15 protein-coding genes are annotated in these 15,884 nt (G+C 63.9%); 6 read left to right on the forward strand and 9 right to left on the reverse strand.

Features of this window, described 5'->3' with window-relative positions; genetic code table 11:
* Positions 1-43: 43 nt before the first annotated feature.
* The 6 genes from ASC86_RS07615 to ASC86_RS07640 all read left to right on the forward strand — a co-directional run bounded on the left by ASC86_RS07615 (position 44) and on the right by ASC86_RS07640 (position 6,376).
* Positions 44-1,636 (forward strand): ABC transporter substrate-binding protein, encoded by a 1,593-nt coding sequence (locus ASC86_RS07615; RefSeq protein ID WP_056318661.1) that lies wholly within the window; start codon positions 44-46, stop codon positions 1,634-1,636.
* 133 nt (positions 1,637-1,769) lie between these two features.
* A complete protein-coding gene (locus ASC86_RS07620; RefSeq protein ID WP_244477556.1) occupies positions 1,770-2,753 on the forward strand; it encodes an ABC transporter permease in 984 nt (327 codons plus the stop codon).
* Between the two features lie 47 nt (positions 2,754-2,800).
* Positions 2,801-3,655 (forward strand): ABC transporter permease, encoded by an 855-nt coding sequence (locus ASC86_RS07625; RefSeq protein ID WP_244477559.1) that lies wholly within the window; start codon positions 2,801-2,803, stop codon positions 3,653-3,655.
* Positions 3,652-4,515, forward strand: coding sequence for an ABC transporter ATP-binding protein (locus tag ASC86_RS07630; RefSeq protein ID WP_056318667.1), 864 nt, complete (start codon positions 3,652-3,654; stop codon positions 4,513-4,515). The genes ASC86_RS07625 and ASC86_RS07630 overlap by 4 nt, the downstream gene beginning before the upstream one ends.
* Positions 4,512-5,240 (forward strand): ABC transporter ATP-binding protein, encoded by a 729-nt coding sequence (locus ASC86_RS07635; protein WP_056318670.1) that lies wholly within the window; start codon positions 4,512-4,514, stop codon positions 5,238-5,240. The genes ASC86_RS07630 and ASC86_RS07635 overlap by 4 nt, the downstream gene beginning before the upstream one ends.
* A gap of 107 nt (positions 5,241-5,347) precedes the next feature.
* A complete protein-coding gene (locus tag ASC86_RS07640) occupies positions 5,348-6,376 on the forward strand; it encodes a proline racemase family protein (protein ID WP_056318675.1) in 1,029 nt (342 codons plus the stop codon).
* Between the two features lie 31 nt (positions 6,377-6,407).
* Here ASC86_RS07640 and ASC86_RS07645 read toward each other — a convergent pair whose 3' ends face one another.
* The 9 genes from ASC86_RS07645 to ASC86_RS07685 all read right to left on the reverse strand — a co-directional run.
* On the reverse strand, positions 6,408-8,090 hold the full coding sequence (locus tag ASC86_RS07645) for an aconitase X (RefSeq protein WP_056318678.1): 1,683 nt from the start codon (positions 8,088-8,090) through the stop codon (positions 6,408-6,410).
* A gap of 10 nt (positions 8,091-8,100) precedes the next feature.
* The gene (locus ASC86_RS07650) at positions 8,101-9,351 is read right to left on the reverse strand and encodes an FAD-dependent oxidoreductase (RefSeq protein ID WP_056318681.1); all 1,251 of its coding nucleotides are present in this window, start codon (positions 9,349-9,351) and stop codon (positions 8,101-8,103) included.
* Between the two features lie 7 nt (positions 9,352-9,358).
* The gene (locus ASC86_RS07655) at positions 9,359-10,081 is read right to left on the reverse strand and encodes an amino acid ABC transporter ATP-binding protein (RefSeq protein WP_056318684.1); all 723 of its coding nucleotides are present in this window, start codon (positions 10,079-10,081) and stop codon (positions 9,359-9,361) included.
* Positions 10,074-10,724 carry an amino acid ABC transporter permease gene (locus ASC86_RS07660; protein WP_056318686.1) on the reverse strand — a complete coding sequence of 217 codons (651 nt, stop codon included), beginning with the start codon at positions 10,722-10,724 and terminating at the stop codon, positions 10,074-10,076. The genes ASC86_RS07655 and ASC86_RS07660 overlap by 8 nt, the downstream gene beginning before the upstream one ends.
* A gap of 14 nt (positions 10,725-10,738) precedes the next feature.
* On the reverse strand, positions 10,739-11,404 hold the full coding sequence (locus tag ASC86_RS07665) for an amino acid ABC transporter permease (protein ID WP_056318690.1): 666 nt from the start codon (positions 11,402-11,404) through the stop codon (positions 10,739-10,741).
* A gap of 69 nt (positions 11,405-11,473) precedes the next feature.
* The gene (locus ASC86_RS07670) at positions 11,474-12,283 is read right to left on the reverse strand and encodes a transporter substrate-binding domain-containing protein (RefSeq protein WP_056318692.1); all 810 of its coding nucleotides are present in this window, start codon (positions 12,281-12,283) and stop codon (positions 11,474-11,476) included.
* 170 nt (positions 12,284-12,453) lie between these two features.
* Entirely contained in the window at positions 12,454-13,971 is a 1,518-nt protein-coding gene (locus ASC86_RS07675) for an aldehyde dehydrogenase (NADP(+)) (RefSeq protein ID WP_056318695.1), read from the reverse strand.
* 194 nt (positions 13,972-14,165) lie between these two features.
* Positions 14,166-15,053 (reverse strand): dihydrodipicolinate synthase family protein, encoded by an 888-nt coding sequence (locus ASC86_RS07680; protein ID WP_056318699.1) that lies wholly within the window; start codon positions 15,051-15,053, stop codon positions 14,166-14,168.
* Positions 15,054-15,196: 143 nt separating this feature from the next.
* The coding region (locus tag ASC86_RS07685; protein ID WP_056318755.1) for a GntR family transcriptional regulator at positions 15,197-15,884 on the reverse strand (688 nt) is incomplete at its 5' end.

Consider the following 15,884-nt stretch of genomic DNA (forward strand, 5'->3'; position numbering starts at 1 on the left):
GCCAAACATGAGGCAAGCCGGCCATTGGAGGAGGAAAAGCAGAATGAATATTTCCCGTTGGGCGAACTCGGTCGCCCTTGCCGCCGTGCTGGCCCTATCGAGCCCCGTCTGGGCCGCGACGCCCGCCAACACGCTGGTCGTCGCCGATGCGATCGACGATGTGATCACCCTTGACCCCGGCGAGGTCTCCGAAGTCGGCGGCGTGCTGGCGTCCAACCAGATGTACCAGCCGCTGGTCAGCTTCGACGTCAGCGACCCGACCAAGATCGTCGGCGTGCTCGCCGAAAGCTGGACGGTTTCGCCGGATGGCAAGATCTATACCTTCAAGATGAACCCCAAGGCGACGTTCGCCTCGGGTAATCCGGTCACCGCCAGGGATGCGGAATATTCGTTGCGGCGGGTCGTGTTGATGAAGTCGCGCTCGGCTTTCATCATCACGCAGTTCGGCTTTACGCCGGAGAACGTCAACGATCACATCAAGGCGACGGACGACCAGACGCTCGTCGTGGAAATCGGCGACACCTATTCGCCGAGCTTTCTGTTTTACTGCCTGTCCTCCTATGTCGGCGGCATCGTCGACAGCAAGCTAGTCAAGGAGCATGAAACCAACGGCGATTTCGGCAATGCCTGGCTGAAAACCGCCAACTCGGCTGGCTCCGGGCCGTTCGTGCTGGCCAAATGGGAGCCGAAGCAGTCGATCCTGCTCAAGCGCAACGACAACTACTGGGGTGAGAAGCCCGGCGTCGAGCGGGTCTTCATCCAGCACAGTGCCGAAAGTGCCGCGCAGAGGCTGCTTCTGGAAAAGGGCGATATCGACATTGCCAACAAGCTCGGCCCCGATGATTTCGACGCCATTGCCGGCAATTCGGACATCGCTGTCATGAACGGCCGCTCGGGCACCATCTATTATATGGGCCTCAATGTGCGGAATGAGAACTTGGCAAAGCCCAAGGTGGTGGAGGCGCTGAAATATCTCGTCGATTACGACGGCATCGCCGGCACCATTTCCAAGGGCACGATGGAAGTCCATCAGACGCTGGTTCCCAACGGCTTCCTCGGCGCTCTGGATTACAAGCCCTACAAGCTGGACATCGAGAAGGCCAAGTCTCTGCTGGCCGAGGCCGGCGTGAAGGGCGAGATTTCGCTCGACACCGTCGTCTGGAATACGCCGCCCTATACCGACTTCGCCCAGGCCATCCAGGCAACGATGGCGCAGGCCGGCATCAAGCTGAACCTGCAGGTCGTCGATGGCCAGCAATGGCTGGATCGCTACCGCAACCACAATCTGGACATCTGGCTCGGTCTGTGGGGACCGGACTATCCCGATCCGCATTCGAACGCCAAGGCCTTCGCGGTCAACAAGCAGGATGCGCCGGACGGGTCGGAAAGCCTCGCGGACCGTTTCGGCTGGGATGCCGGCGATCTCTCGAAGCAGGCAATGGCAGCCGTGCGCGAGCAGGATACGCAGAAGCGCAAGGCCATGTACGAGGCGATCCAGAAGACGCACACCGATACGTCGCCCTTCCTCTACATGTTCCAGCAGACGCGCAAGGTGGCCATCAATTCGAAGGTCAAGGGGCTGGTGCTCGGCCTGACCTTCTCCGATGATCGCTATTGGACGATCACCAAGGAATAGAACCGGGCCTAACCGGAATTGCTCAAAGACCCGCGGACGATTTTGTCCGCGGGCCGCTCATCAGCAGGCAGGTGCACCCTTGATTTTGCGGCTTCTGACATATTCGCGCCATGCCGGCGCCTGGGCGGCGACCGTGGCCATTACGCTTTTCGGCCTGGCGGTGCTGACCTTCGTGATCGGCCGTGTCGTGCCGATCGATCCGGTTCTGGCCATTGTCGGCGACAAGGCTTCACCGGATGTCTATCAGCGGGTTTTCATAGAGCTTGGCCGCGACAAGCCGCTTTACGTCCAGTTCGCCACCTATGTCTCGGGGCTGCTGCATGGGGATTTCGGCCAGTCCTTCGTCACCAGCCGGCCGGTGCTGAGCGATCTGCTCGACTTTTTTCCCGCCACGCTCGAATTGTCGACCATCGGGCTTCTGATCGGCATGGTGCTCGGTATTCCCGCCGGTGTCGCCGCTGCCTACTGGCATGAGAAATGGCCGGATCATCTGGTGCGGCTGATCGCGCTGGTGGGCTATTCGGTGCCGGTGTTCTGGCTGGGACTGGTCGGGCTTTTCTTTCTGTATTTCAAGCTCGACTGGGTGTCGGGACCGGGCCAGCTGGATGTCTTTTACCAGGGCATCGTCGAAAACCGCACCGGCTCGATCCTGATCGACAGCGCGCTTGCCGGCGAGTGGGAGGTGTTCTGGAATGCGATGAGCCACATCATCCTGCCGGCGCTCCTGCTCGGTTACTATAGCCTGGCCTATATCGGGCGCATGACGCGGTCGATGATGCTCGACCAGCTCAACCGTGAATATGTGCTGACGGCGCGGCTGAAGGGGGCCAGCGAATTCGAGGTGGTGGTGGGGCATGCGCTGCGCAATGCCGCGATCCCGCTGGTCACGATCGTCGCGCTTTCCTATGGCAGCCTGCTGGAGGGGTCCGTTCTGGTGGAAACCATCTTTTCCTGGCCGGGCATCGGCAACTATCTCGCCTCATCGCTGTTCCGGGCCGATATGAACGCCGTCCTCGGGGGCACATTGGTCGTGGGCGCGGTCTTCGTCTTCCTGAACATGCTGTCGGACGCTCTCTACGGCGTCCTCGATCCACGCGCCCGAGAACACCTGTCATGAGTTCCACCCTATCCATCGAACCGATCTCTTCGCGACAGGCGCTGCGCATGGCGCGCCGGGCCGAGTTCAACCGCTTTGTCAGCCGCTTCAGGCGCAATCGGCTTGGCATGGCCGGTCTGGCCATTCTCATCTTGCTGGTGTTTTGCGCTATCTTTGCGCCGTTGCTTTCGACCCATGATCCGTATCTGCCGGACCTCGCCAAGCGCCTGTCGGCGCCGGGGGCGGAATTCTGGCTCGGTGCCGACGAGCTGGGGCGCGATATCTACACGCGCATTCTCTACGGCTCGCGTTTGACGCTGATGATCGTGCTGCAGGTGGTGGTCACGGCCGCGCCGGTGGGGCTTGTCGTCGGCGCGATTTCCGGCACCTATGGCGGCATCGTCGACAAAATCTTCATGCGGATCACCGACGTCTTCCTTGCCGTGCCGAAGCTGTTGCTGGCGCTGGCTTTCGTCGCCGCGCTCGGTCCCGGCATCTTCAACGCGGTTCTTGCGATTACGCTGACGGCCTGGCCGCCCTATGCGCGCATGGCGCGGGCCGAGGCGCTGGTGGTGCGCAATGCGGATTATGTGAATGCCGCCCGGCTGGCCGGCGCCTCGCAGGCCTATCTCATCGTGCGCCACATCATGCCCATGTGCCTGTCGTCGGTGATCGTGCGCATGACGCTCGACATGGCGGGCGTCATCCTGATTGCGGCGGGCCTGGGCTTTATCGGGCTCGGCGCACAGCCGCCGCTGCCGGAATGGGGAGCGATGATTTCGACAGGCCGCAAATTCATCTTTGATCAATGGTGGGTGGCGACCATGCCGGGCATTGCGATTTTCCTCGTCTGCCTTGGTTTCAATCTGTTGGGAGATGCGATGCGCGACCTTCTCGATCCTCATCTGAGGCAACGCGGATGAGTGACAAGCCGCTGGTGGACGTCGAAAACCTGCACATCGCCTTTCCGCGCGAGGATGGCGGATGGCATGAGGCGGTGCGTGGCGTGTCCTTCTCACTCCTCGCCCGCGAAAAACTCGGCATCGTCGGCGAATCCGGCTCGGGCAAGAGCCTGTCCAGCCGGGCGCTGCTCGGCGTGCTGCCGGAGCATGCGCGCATGAGCGCCGACCGGCTGCGCTTCGATGGCATCGACCTTCTACAGGCCTCCCCGCGGGAGCGGCGCAAGCTGCGCGGCGGGCGCATGAGCATGATCCTGCAGGACCCGAAATTTTCGCTGAATCCGGTTCTCAAGGTGGGGCGGCAGATCATGGAGGCGTTTCGCATCGGCTATCCGGCGCTTTCCGGGGCCGAGACGCGCCGCCGCGCCATCGACATGCTGGAGGCCGTGCATATCCGTTCGCCGGAACGGGTGATGGATCTCTATCCGCACCAGATTTCCGGCGGCATGGGGCAGCGGGTGATGATCGCCATGATGATGGCCCGCGAGCCGGAACTGCTGGTGGCCGACGAGCCGACCTCGGCGCTCGACGTCACCGTGCGCACGCAGGTCCTGTCGATCATGGACGAACTGGTGACGCGCCGGGGCGCGGGGCTGATCCTGATCAGCCACGATCTCAAGCTGGTCAGCCGGTTCTGTAACCGGGTGCTGGTCATGTATGCCGGGCGTATCGTCGAATCCCTGCGCGCCGACGAGATGCACAATGCGCGCCATCCCTATACGCGCGGCCTTCTCGCCTGCCTGCCGTCGATCCAGAGCACGGGCGATCCGCTGCCGGTGCTGCAGCGGGAGGCCGGCTGGGCCAATCCGGAGGGGCAGCCATGATCCGCGTTGAAAATCTCAATGTCACGTTCGGCGCCGCCACCGTCGTTCGCGACGTCAGTTTTTCGGTCGCAGCCGGCGAAAGTTTCGGGCTGGTCGGCGAGTCGGGGTCCGGCAAGTCGACGGTGCTGCGCACCATGATGGGCCTCAATCGCAGCTGGAACGGCACGATCGAGATCGAGGGCGCGCCCGTCAAATCGACGGGGCGAAAGGATCTGGCGCGGCGGGCGCAGATGGTTTTCCAGGACCCTTACGCGTCCCTGCATCCCCGTTTCGTCATCGCACGCACGGTCGCCGAGCCGATGCGGATCAATGGCATCGACAACAGCGAACAGCGGGCGCGCGAGTTGCTCGAAATGGTCGGTCTGCCGGGGGCGTTCGGCTTCCGCTTTCCCCACGAGCTGTCCGGCGGGCAGCGCCAGCGCGTCGCCATCGCGCGGGCCTTGGCACTGTCGCCGAAGGTGCTGCTGCTCGACGAGCCGACTTCGGCGCTCGACGTTTCCATCCAGGCGGAGGTGCTCAACCTGCTCAGTCGCTTGCGACGCGACCTCGGCCTGACCTTCGTCATCGTCAGCCATGATCTCGCGGTCATCGCGCATATGTGCGACAGGCTGGCGGTCATGCGCGACGCGCGCATCGTCGAAACGCTCGACCGGCGCCAGCTTCAGGAGGGGCGTCTGGTTGAAGACTATTCCCGTGAACTGCTGGCTGCCAGTGGTGACGTTTAGCCGCAAGGGCTGGTTTTCATCCGCCCGTTTCCGGTAATCTTCCAAGTCGCCGCTCGCAGGCATCGGGCCTGCGGCGGCATCGATCAACGCAAGTGTCAGGTTCAATTATGCGTAGTTCAAAACTCGTTCATGTCGTGAGTTGCCATGCCGAAGGAGAAGTCGGCGATGTGATCGTCGGCGGGGTGGCTCCGCCGCCCGGCGATACGGTCTGGGATCAGTCACGCTGGATCGCCGAGGACGAGACGCTGCGGAACTTCGTCCTCAACGAACCGCGCGGCGGCGTCTTCCGGCATGTGAACCTGCTGGTTCCGCCGAAGAATCCCAAGGCGCAGATGGCCTGGATCATTATGGAGCCCGCCGATACGCCGCCGATGTCCGGCTCGAACTCGATCTGCGTATCGACGGTGCTGCTCGACACTGGCATCATTCCGATGCAGGAACCGATCACCCGCATGACGCTGGAAGCGCCGAGCGGCCTGATCGAGGTCGAGGCGGAATGCCGCAACGGCAAGGCCGAGCGCATTCATGTGCGCAACGTGCCGTCCTTCGCCGACAAGCTCGATGCCAAGCTGGAAGTGGAAGGCATCGGCACGATCACGGTCGATACCGCCTATGGCGGCGACAGTTTTGTGCTCGTCGATGCGGCCTCGCTCGGCCTCAGCCTGCAGCCGGATCAGGCGCGCGATATCGCCCGCATCGGCGTGAAGATCACCGAGGCCGCCAACGAACAGCTCGGCTTCAAACATCCCGTCAACGACTGGAACCATATTTCGTTCTGCCAGATCACCAATCCCGTGCAGATGAAGGACGGTGTTCTCTGGGGGAAAAACGCCGTCGCCATCCGACCCGGCAAGATCGACCGCTCGCCGACCGGTACGGGCTGCTCGGCCCGCATGGCCGTTCTGCATGCGAGGGGCCAGATGAAGGTCGGCGACAAGTTTGTCGGTCAGTCGATCATCGATACGGAATTCCATTGCAGCATCGACAGCGCGGTCGATCTCAACGGCAAATCGGCCATCAGCCCGATTATCGCCGGCCGCGCATGGATCGTAGGCACGCATCAGTTGATGGTGGATCCGGCAGATCCGTTCCCCGCCGGCTACCGGCTGTCGGATACCTGGCCGATGGATATCTGATCCCGGATGCGGCGTTTTCCGGCTGGCTCGCTCAGGCGAGCCACGCCGGCAGGCGCTGGGGTACGCGGCCGGTCACCGCCGCCTCGATGCAATCGGCAAGATTGCCGAAGCGCACGGTGCGGCCGGAAAGGCCGGGGCCGTAATGGGCATATTTGCCGGAATTGGTGATGAGGGTGCGGGTCTTCGGCGGGAAGACCGGCTCGGAGATCGAGCACCAGCAGAGATCGGGCAGGACCTGCACCCCGCTTGCCCTCAGCCGGGCCAGCACGTCGCCTGCTTCTGCCATCACATCGCGCCCGGCCGTGACGATCACGGCGACGCTTTCATGCAGCTTGCGGTCGCCAAGGGCATCTGCCAGCGTGCGACACTCAGAAGCCGAGGCATGGGGGCTGCCGATCGCGACGAGTTCGACCTCGGCCGGTCCGTCGTTGAACATCGTCCAGGCGTCGGTCATGTCGGCGCGGGTGATGGATGCGCGGTCCGCCTCCGGCGCGGCGGCGTCCTCGGCCTCCGGCGTGACGCCCTCGATGTGCAGCATCGGGGCGGCGGAGGTGGTGCCGAAGGCGGCGCATAGCGCTTTCAGGTCGTCCCGCGTTGGCTTGCCGGCGGCAAGGCCGCGCAGGTGAGGAATGCGGTCGGGCGCGGCCCGGCCGGCGAGATAGCCGACGAGCGGCCAGAAGGCGTCGTCGATGTTTTCGGGCAGGTCCACGTCGATGACGCGCCGCGCCTTGCGGTGCTCTTCGAGATAGACGCCCGAGAGCGGCGCGCGGCCGGTCAGCGCAATCAGGAGATCGAGGAAATCGGGGTGCTTTGCCGTGCGGGCGCCGAGAACGGTGTTGGCAAAGATCACCGCATTCGATTCGGCCCAGGCGATGGCCTCGCCGGTTTTTGGGGCGCTGTCGAGCAGGTAGGGTGAGCAGGTGAAGGTCGGGCGGCAGCCCATGCGCACATAGGCGTCGGCGAGGCGGGCGGCCGGGTCGCCGAAATCCTGCGGCACGCCCTGCTTTTCCCAGTTGGCGCGGTCGACGGAGATGGCGTTCATCGTGGTCGGCACGCGCACCTTGGCGCCCATGTCGGCCATCTTTTCCGCAAAGGTGAGGTTGGCGGGGCTTGCATAGATGCAGCCGTCGATATGGCCCTGAACCACGTCGATCAGCTTCGTCGCCCCCTGCTGCGCGGCCATGGCGGCGGTGATACGCATTGCCAGCTGCACGGCGACGCCATCGCGGCCGTCGAGCATGGCGCGGTCGTCTTCCGTGAGGTCGAGCGCTGAGGTGGCGGGCGGCGAGACGGGGATGGCCAGGCCGTCGGCGACGATTGCGGTGTCGCCGATCGTCGCCGTCTTCGCGCGGCAGAGCGCATCATAGGCTTCGTGCGACAGGCGCAACACCGGCAGCGACTTGCCGAACATTTCCGCGGCGATCAGCGCGCCGAGGGTCAGAACATCCTCCGCTTCGCTGAAGAGGAGGGCGGCTGGCGCGCGGCCGGTCAGGGCCATGTCCAGCAGCACGCCGGAACCGGTGCAGGAGCCGCGGCTCGACGGCATCATAAGGATGCCGCCGGTAATCGTCACGCCATGCAGCGGGTGGTGCACGTCGATGACCCGGCCCGTCGCCGGATCGACGCCACCCCAGAAACTTAGCGCCTCGCCGGCTGCAATGATCGGACCGGAGGCTGTTCCGGCAAGAATGCTGCGGGCCGAGAGGTTTGCCATGGGGCGATTCCTAAAAACGTTGTGGTGAGAAGGACGCGATGTCGATGGTCGTCGGCCGGTCTGTCAAGAGATCGGCGACGAGGCGGGCGGTGCCGGCCGACTGGGTGAGACCGAGATGGCCGTGGCCGAAGGCGTAGATGACATCAGGCGTTGCGCGGGCGCGGCCGATGGCTGGCAGGCTGTCGGGCAGCGACGGACGGAAGCCCATCCACTGCACCCCGCCTTCAGGCTTCAGGCCGGGCAGGAAGGCGCGAGCCTTTTCCAGCATGGCTTGCGACCTCTTGAAATTAGGCGGCAGCTTCAGGCCGCCAAGCTCCACCGCGCCGCCGACGCGGATGCCGGTCGAAAGCCGGGTGACGACGAAGCCGTGGCCGCCGAAAGTGACCTGCGTGCGCAGGTCGAAGGCCTCGGGCGGCAGTGTCGTATTGTAGCCGCGCTCGGTTTCGAGCGGGATAGCTTCGCCGAGCGTGCGGGCAACCTGATGCGAGAAGGCACCGGCGCACAGCACGACCTTTTGCGCCCGCCGCGTGCGGCCATCGGCCGTGCGGATTTCGACGCCGCCCTCGATCGGGTGCAGTCTGGAGACCTCGACGCGTTCGATCGTGCCGCCCTTGGCGCGGAAATGATCGGCGAGCGCCAGCGTGTAGAGTTTCGGATCGGCGATGGAATACCAGCCGGGCGTGAAGGTGCCATGCGTGAAGCGCGGCGCAAGGCCGGGCTGGATCGCCGCCATGTCGGCAGCGCCCATGTGGCGGAATTCGACGCCATGCGCTTCGCGCGCCTTCCAGCCGGGCATCGAGGCATCCAGTTCGGCCTGGCTTTCATAGACCTGCAGATTGCCTTCCTTGCGCAGCATGGCAGCGGTGCCGGTCTGTGCGAGGAAGGGCTCAAGTTCGGCCTTGGACAGGTCCATCAGCGCGGTCTGCGCCGTGGTGGAATGGGCGACGCGGCTTGCCGAACAGGCGCGCCAGAAGCGGAACATCCACGGCGCGATCTGCAGCGCATAGGACGGCGGCACGCTGAGAGGCCCAAGCGGATCGAGCAGCCATTTCGGCGCCTTCTTCAGGATGCCGGGGGAGGCGAGCGGCAGGATATCGGTGAAGGCGAAGGCACCGGCATTGCCGGCGGAAGCGCCGGCGGCCGGGGCTTCGCGCTCCAGTACGGTGACGGTGAGACCACGCGCCTGGGCGGCGATGGCAGCCGACAGGCCGACGACGCCGGCGCCGATGACGACGACGTCGGGCTGAATTTCAGTGTTCATCACGGTCTCAATGCGTTGCGGCGAGGAAGGTTTGCAGCTCGGGGTTCTTCGGCGCGCCGAACAGCTCTTCCGGCGGAGCGATCTCGGCCATCACGCCCTTGTGGAAGAATGCGACGCGGTCGGAAACTTCGCGGGCGAACTTCATTTCATGGGTAACGCAGATCATCGTCATGCCTTCGGAAGCAAGCATGCGCAGCGTGTCGAGCACTTCGCCGACGAGTTGCGGGTCGAGCGCCGAGGTCACTTCGTCGAACAGCATGTAGGCCGGCGACATGGCGAGCGCACGGGCGATCGCCATGCGCTGCTGCTGGCCGCCCGACATGCGGCTTGGATAGACCTTGAGCTTGTCGCCGAGGCCGACATGAGTAAGCTGCTTGACGGCCATGGCTTCTGCCTCGGCCTTCGACTGGCCGAGCACCTTGACCGGCGCCAGCATGACGTTTTCCAAGACGGTCAGATGCGGGAAGGCATTGAACTGCTGGAAGACGATGCCGAGCTTGCGGCGCAGCTTGTTGAGGTCCGTCGCCTTGGCATGAACATCGGTGCCATCGACGACGATGCGGCCGGCATCGATGGTCTCAAGGCCGTTGATGCAGGTGAGCAGCGTCGACTTGCCCGAGCCCGAGCCGCCGATGATGGTCAGCACCTCGCCTTTCTGCACGGTGAGATTGATACCCTTCAGGACTTCGAGCTGACCGAAGGATTTGCGGACGTTTTCGATCTCAATCATTGGACCACCGTCTTTCAAGATAACCGCCGAGCCGGGCGATGGGGAAGCTGATGATGAAGTAGATGGCGCCGCAGATCAGCAGAATGAACAGCGGCTCCTGCAGGCGCGTGACGAGGATCTGCGAGGCGCGCAGAAGCTCGATGAGGCCGAGCCAGAGCACCAGGGCCGAGTCCTTCATGACGCCGAGCGTCAGGCCGATCCAGGCGGGCAGCGAGACGCGGGTGGCGAGCGGCGCTACGATATAGCGCATGTCCTGCCACCAGGTCATGCCCAGCGAGCGTGCGGCGCGGCGCGTCGTTGTCGGCACGGCGGAAATGCCGCCGCGCACGATCTCGGTGCAATAGGCCGCCGTATAGAGCGACAGCACCACGCAGGAGGTGGTGAAGGGAGCCCAGCCGAGCTTCAGGATCGATTGGGCCGCATTGCCGAGCACGAGCTGGATGAGCAGCGGCACGGAACGGAAGATATCGAGCAGGAAGGTGATCGGCAGCGACCAGTAGGTGCCGAGCTGGTTGCGGAGCACGCCGAAAATGACGCCAAGGAGCGTGCCCGCGATGACGGAGACGGCCGTGACGGCAAGGGTCATCAGCGCGCCTTGCGCGAGGAAGCCGAGATCGGCGAGGGTGAGAGCGGTATCGAACATGGTTTGCCCCTCTCTCAGTAACGGAACATGCGCGCGGCGGCGAGGCGGGCTAACACCGTCACGGCCTTGGCGATCACGTAGTAGATGACCGCTGCGAGCGCGAAGAATTCAAAGGTACGGAAAGACACCGCGTTCAGCGCCTGGGTGACGCCCGCAAGATCCGTATTCATGCCGACAGTGACTCCGAGCGAGGTCATCAGGATCGCCCAGACCATCTGGTTGGTGGCCGGCAGAAAGGCGATGCGCAGCATCTGCGGCATGACGATATAGCGGAAGGCCTGAAGCGGCGTCATGCCGAGGGAGCGGCCGGCGCGGGTCTGCGTTTCCGGGATCGCCTTCAGCGCGCCGCGGAAGTTCTCGGCGAGATAGCCGGCATTGTTGAAGGCGATGCCGATGAGCAGCGCCGTATAGGGGCTCAAGTGGATGCCAAAGCTGCCCAGCCCGAAATGCGCCATGTAGATCTGGAAGAGCGCCGGCGTGTTACGCGCGATCTCGACCCAGACGGTTGCAAAGCCATTCAGTATGCGGTTGCCGGACAGCCGGAAGAGCGTCAGCGCGAGCGCGACGACGAGGCCGATGGCCATGGAAAGAAGCGCGATCTGGAGCGTGACCAAAGCACCGTCCAGCATCTGGGGCAGGGCCTTGAACGCCTGATTCCAATGGAAATTGTAACTGAACATTGCCGTCTCACCCTTCGGAAACGATCTGCGGCGCGGAAGAGGCTTCCGCGCCGCCTTCAAAACGGCAGATTAGCGATAAACGCCGTTGACCGAAAGCGACGGAACTTCGCCGCCGACCCACTTTTCGTAGAGTTCCTTGTAACGGCCGGTGCGAACCTGCTGGTTGATGAACAGATTCAGGTAGTTGATCAGGCCGTATTCTTCGCGGTTGGTGAAGAGCGCGACATAGTCGATATCGTAGGGCGCCTTGCCGACGACCGAGATGCCGGGGAATTTGCCGCTCTTGACGGTGGCCTGGGCAACGGTCGAGGTGGAAACCGTGGCGTCGATCTGGCCCTGGCTCAGTGCGAGGAAGACGTCGGCCTGGGTCTGATACGGACGGAATTCACCGGCGCCGAATTCCTTCATCGTCTTTTCGAGCGCGATGGCTTCGAACGTGCCGGCGGTGGCGCCGACGGTCTTGCCCTTCATGTCCTCGAAGGACTTGACGCCCGACTTGTCATTTGCCGTGACGGCCATTTCGAAGGCGAAATAGGGGATCGTCATGCCGACGGTCTTGGCGCGTTCCAGCGTGTCGGAGGTCGAGGCGACGCCGACGTCGACGCGGCCGGACATCAGGGCCGGGATACGTTCCGGGAAGGGCGTCTCGACGACTTCGGCGGTGACGCCGAGCGCCTTGGCCAGATCGTTGCAGTAATCGACGTCGAAACCGATCGGGTTGTTGCTCTCGTCGCGCGAGCCCATCGGCGGGAAGTCGAGAACGACGGCGCAGCGCAGCGTGCCGGACGAGATGATGTCGTCCAGCTTATCGGCCTTGGCCGGGCTGGTGAGGGCGGTGGCGGCCACGAGGCCGAAGGCGAGGACCGAGGTCTTCTTCATTACTCTCTCCCTGGATTGTTCTGGACGATTTACGCGGGTCTAGGGCCTTCCTTACACCTCAGCGTCAATCAAGTTCTAAAATACAAATAATATGCAAAAAGTATATAGCTCGTATGCAAAAAAATGTGGACCGGGCCTCCGTTTCGGAAGACCCGGTCCACATTCAGCTATCAGTTGAGGAAATCTTCCGGCAGCAGGCCTTCCGGCATGTTCTGGTAGGAAACCGGACGCAGGAAACGGCGGATCGACATGGTGCCGACGCTCGTTGCGCCGAAATTCGTGGAGGCCGGGTAGGGGCCGCCATGCACCATGGAATCGACCACTTCGACGCCGGTCGGGAAGCCGTTGACCAGCACGCGGCCGGCCTTGCGTTCCAGGAACGGGCGCAGGCGCTTGGCGTCGTCGAGGTCGCCGGCATCCATGTGGATGGTCGCCGTCAGCTGGCCTTCGAAGTTGCGGGCAAGCTGCTCCATCTCATCGATCGAGGAGACGCGCACGACGAGGCCGAGCGGGCCGAAGACTTCTTCCGAAAGCGCGTGATCGGCGAGGAACTGCTCGCCCGAGATTTCGAAAAGGTTCGGCAGGGCGTTGCGGCCGGTGGATTCAGTCGTCAGCAGCGGCTTCACCGTGTTACGGCTCTCAAAACGCGCCTGGCCATCCTGATAGGCCTTGGCGATGCCATCCGTCAGCATGGTCTGCGGGGCGACCTTCGACAGCGCCTCGGCGGCAGCGGTCGTGAAGCGGTCGGCATCCGCGCCGTCCTGGACGATGGCGATGCCCGGATTGGTGCAGAACTGGCCGGCACCCATGGTCAGCGAGCCGGCCCAACCCTGGCCGATGCCTTCCGCACGGGCCTTCATGGCTTCCGGCAACAGGAACATCGGATTGACCGAGCCGAGTTCGCCGAAGAAGGGGATCGGTTCCGGACGGGCGGCGCAGAGGTTGAAGAGGGCGCGGCCGCCGGCCAGCGAGCCGGTGAAGCCGACGGCCTTGATCAGCGGATGCTGTACTACGGCTTCACCGACCTGACGGTTGCCGCCCTGAATGAGCGAGAAGACGCCCGGATGCACGCCGGTCTTCTGGATGGCGGCGAGCACGGCTTCGGCGATGATCTCGCCGGTGCCCGGATGAGCCGAGTGACCTTTGACGACGACGGGGCATCCGGCGGCAAGGGCCGCGGCCGTGTCGCCGCCGGCCGTCGAGAAGGCGAGCGGGAAGTTGGAGGCGCCGAAGACGGCGACCGGGCCGATCGGCCGCTGGATCAGGCGGATTTCCGGCCGCGGCGCCGGCTGACGCTCTGGCAGGGCGGCGTCGAAGCGGCGGTCGAGATAGTCGCCTTTCTCGATATGATCGGCGAACAGGCGGAGCTGGCCGGTGGTGCGGCCGCGTTCGCCCTGCAGGCGGGCGACCGGCAGACCGGTTTCCTGCGTGCCGATCTCGGTGACGGCATCCGCGCGCGCCTCGATCTCGTCGGCAATGGCGCGCAGGAAGGCGGCGCGCTCGGCGCGAGAGGAATAGCCGTAGCTGAGGAAGGCGTCTTCGGCGGCTTCCGCGGCCTTGTTCACCAGTTCCACCGTGCCGACGGCGAAGTCATGCGCCGGGCCATGGGCGGGCGCGGAGGTGAAGGTGCCGTTCCCGTCAAGCCATTGCCCGGCGACGAGGTGTTTACCGTTGGGGGTGAAAGCCATTTGACGTACCTTTCTCACTGAAGAGGAATTCGCCCTGACAGGGCGTTAGAAAGACAAACCGTATTTGCCGAAGCCTTGCATACTCTATGTATGCAAATACTCAATCGCCAACTTGATCGAGGCTACCACATGAGGGTGGTTGTCGAACAAATTGAAAAGGGCCCTTTCGGGCCCTTCTGCTCTTCTGAGAGGCCTTACGCCTTGTATTTCTGGACGGCGCCGGGGAACTTGCTCCATTCGGCATACCAGGTGTCGAACAGCTTGAGCTGGGCTTCGACATAGCCGCGCTGGCTGTCGGAAAGYGCGTCGTCGGCATTGAAGTGCAGCGCGTATTCGGCRTCGCCCTTCAGCACCATCATGTGCTTGAAGTAGAGCACCAGATCCGGACCTTCGTCGAAGGAGGAGAGCACGCCGAGCGCGGCTTCCAGCTCCAGCGCCACGCAGCCGATGCCGGTGATCGCGCCGACGGCGCCGCAATTGACGAAGCCGTGGAAGACGCAGGTATCGACGCCGATCATCAGCGAGACGTCGTCGTCGCGGCTGGTGATGTTCTCGGCGGCATAACGCATGTCGGCAGCGCCGCCGAATTCCTTGAAGCCGACGAGGTTCTTGTGATCCTGGCGCAGCGCGAAGAACAGGTCGGCGCGGGTGGCGAAACCGTAATAGGGGCTGTTGTAGATGACCGCCGGCAGATCGGGGGCAGCCGACAGGATCGCCTTGAAGTGGTTCTTCTGGGCGGCGATGACCGAACCGCGCGACAGCACGCGCGGGATGACCATCAACCCTTGAGCGCCGACCTTCTGGGCATGGGCGGCATGGGCGACGGCAGAGGCGGTGTTGACGGCGCCGGTGCCGACGATGACCGGAATGCCGGCCTTGACCAGGCGCTCGACGCCTTCCATGCGCTGCGCGTCGGTGAGCAGCGGCCAGTCACCCATCGAGCCGCAATAGACCACGGCCGACATGCCCTTGGCGATCAGCTCCTGGCCCTTGCGCACCAGCGCGTCGAAATCGGGGCTGCGGTCAGCCTTGCAGGGGGTCATCAGGGCCGGGATGACGCCGGAAAAAATCTTCGCCTTCATGTCGCGCTCCTCTGGGTGGTTTTGAAAGCGGCAGGCCACACCAGCGGGCATGCCGTGTCCATCCCTATTGAGGGGACCATAGCGTATTGTATTTTATTTGTCGACAAGAAATATGCAAAAATCGGTAGCCGTCTGCAGGCCGCCTACAGCCCGATATCCAGCCGGTCGTTGCGGGTGAACAGCGTCTGGATCTGGCGCACGATCTGCTCGGCATGCTCCTTGGCCAGCCGGTCGGCCGCCTCGACGTCACGGGCGGCGATGGCGGCCAGAAGGGCTGCGTGCTCGTCGACGAACTGCTGCGGGAACTGTTCGTCGTAGGACTGGTAATAGAGCCGCAGGATGCGGCGGCCTTCGTCCAGCAGCCGGCGGAACAGGCCGGTGAAATAGGGGTTTCGGCCGGCATCGGCGATCGCCGCATGGAAGGCGGCATTGGTGGCGATCATCGCCTGGGTATCGCGCGCCTTGAGGGCACGGGCATAGTCCTCGTGAAAGCCCCGGATGATCTCCAGGTCCTCCGGCCGGTGATACTGCGCGGCAAGCCGGGTGGTCACCCGGTACATCAGCACCAGCGCGTCGAAGAAGGTGTGCATGTTGAGGAAATCGATGCTCGCCACCATGGTCGAGCGGTTGGGCAGCGTATCGATCAGCCCTTCGCCCGCCAGCCGCACCAGCGCCTCGCGGATCGGCGTGCGCGACATCTTGAAACGCTCGGCAAGCTGCACCTCGTCCACCGGGCTGCCAGGCGGCAGAACCAGATCGAGAATCTCGTCGCGCACAAGGTCGTAGACCATCTTGGCGCCAGAGCCACGCTTGCGTTCGGGAAGGGTCGTC

The sequence above is a fragment of the Rhizobium sp. Root1212 genome (genome assembly GCF_001424985.1).
GTDB lineage: Bacteria > Pseudomonadota > Alphaproteobacteria > Rhizobiales > Rhizobiaceae > Pararhizobium.

Coding starts and splice junctions, on each gene's coding strand:
- ASC86_RS07615 (WP_056318661.1), top strand. CDS start 44: ATGAATATTTCCCGTTGGGCGAACTCGGTCGCCCTTGCCGCCGTGCTG.
- ASC86_RS07675 (WP_056318695.1), bottom strand. CDS start 13,971: ATGGCTTTCACCCCCAACGGTAAACACCTCGTCGCCGGGCAATGGCTT.
- ASC86_RS07640 (WP_056318675.1), top strand. CDS start 5,348: ATGCGTAGTTCAAAACTCGTTCATGTCGTGAGTTGCCATGCCGAAGGA.
- ASC86_RS07625 (WP_244477559.1), top strand. CDS start 2,801: ATGGCGCGCCGGGCCGAGTTCAACCGCTTTGTCAGCCGCTTCAGGCGC.
- ASC86_RS07665 (WP_056318690.1), bottom strand. CDS start 11,404: ATGTTCAGTTACAATTTCCATTGGAATCAGGCGTTCAAGGCCCTGCCC.
- ASC86_RS07635 (WP_056318670.1), top strand. CDS start 4,512: ATGATCCGCGTTGAAAATCTCAATGTCACGTTCGGCGCCGCCACCGTC.
- ASC86_RS07630 (WP_056318667.1), top strand. CDS start 3,652: ATGAGTGACAAGCCGCTGGTGGACGTCGAAAACCTGCACATCGCCTTT.
- ASC86_RS07660 (WP_056318686.1), bottom strand. CDS start 10,724: ATGTTCGATACCGCTCTCACCCTCGCCGATCTCGGCTTCCTCGCGCAA.
- ASC86_RS07650 (WP_056318681.1), bottom strand. CDS start 9,351: ATGAACACTGAAATTCAGCCCGACGTCGTCGTCATCGGCGCCGGCGTC.
- ASC86_RS07670 (WP_056318692.1), bottom strand. CDS start 12,283: ATGAAGAAGACCTCGGTCCTCGCCTTCGGCCTCGTGGCCGCCACCGCC.
- ASC86_RS07645 (WP_056318678.1), bottom strand. CDS start 8,090: ATGGCAAACCTCTCGGCCCGCAGCATTCTTGCCGGAACAGCCTCCGGT.
- ASC86_RS07655 (WP_056318684.1), bottom strand. CDS start 10,081: ATGATTGAGATCGAAAACGTCCGCAAATCCTTCGGTCAGCTCGAAGTC.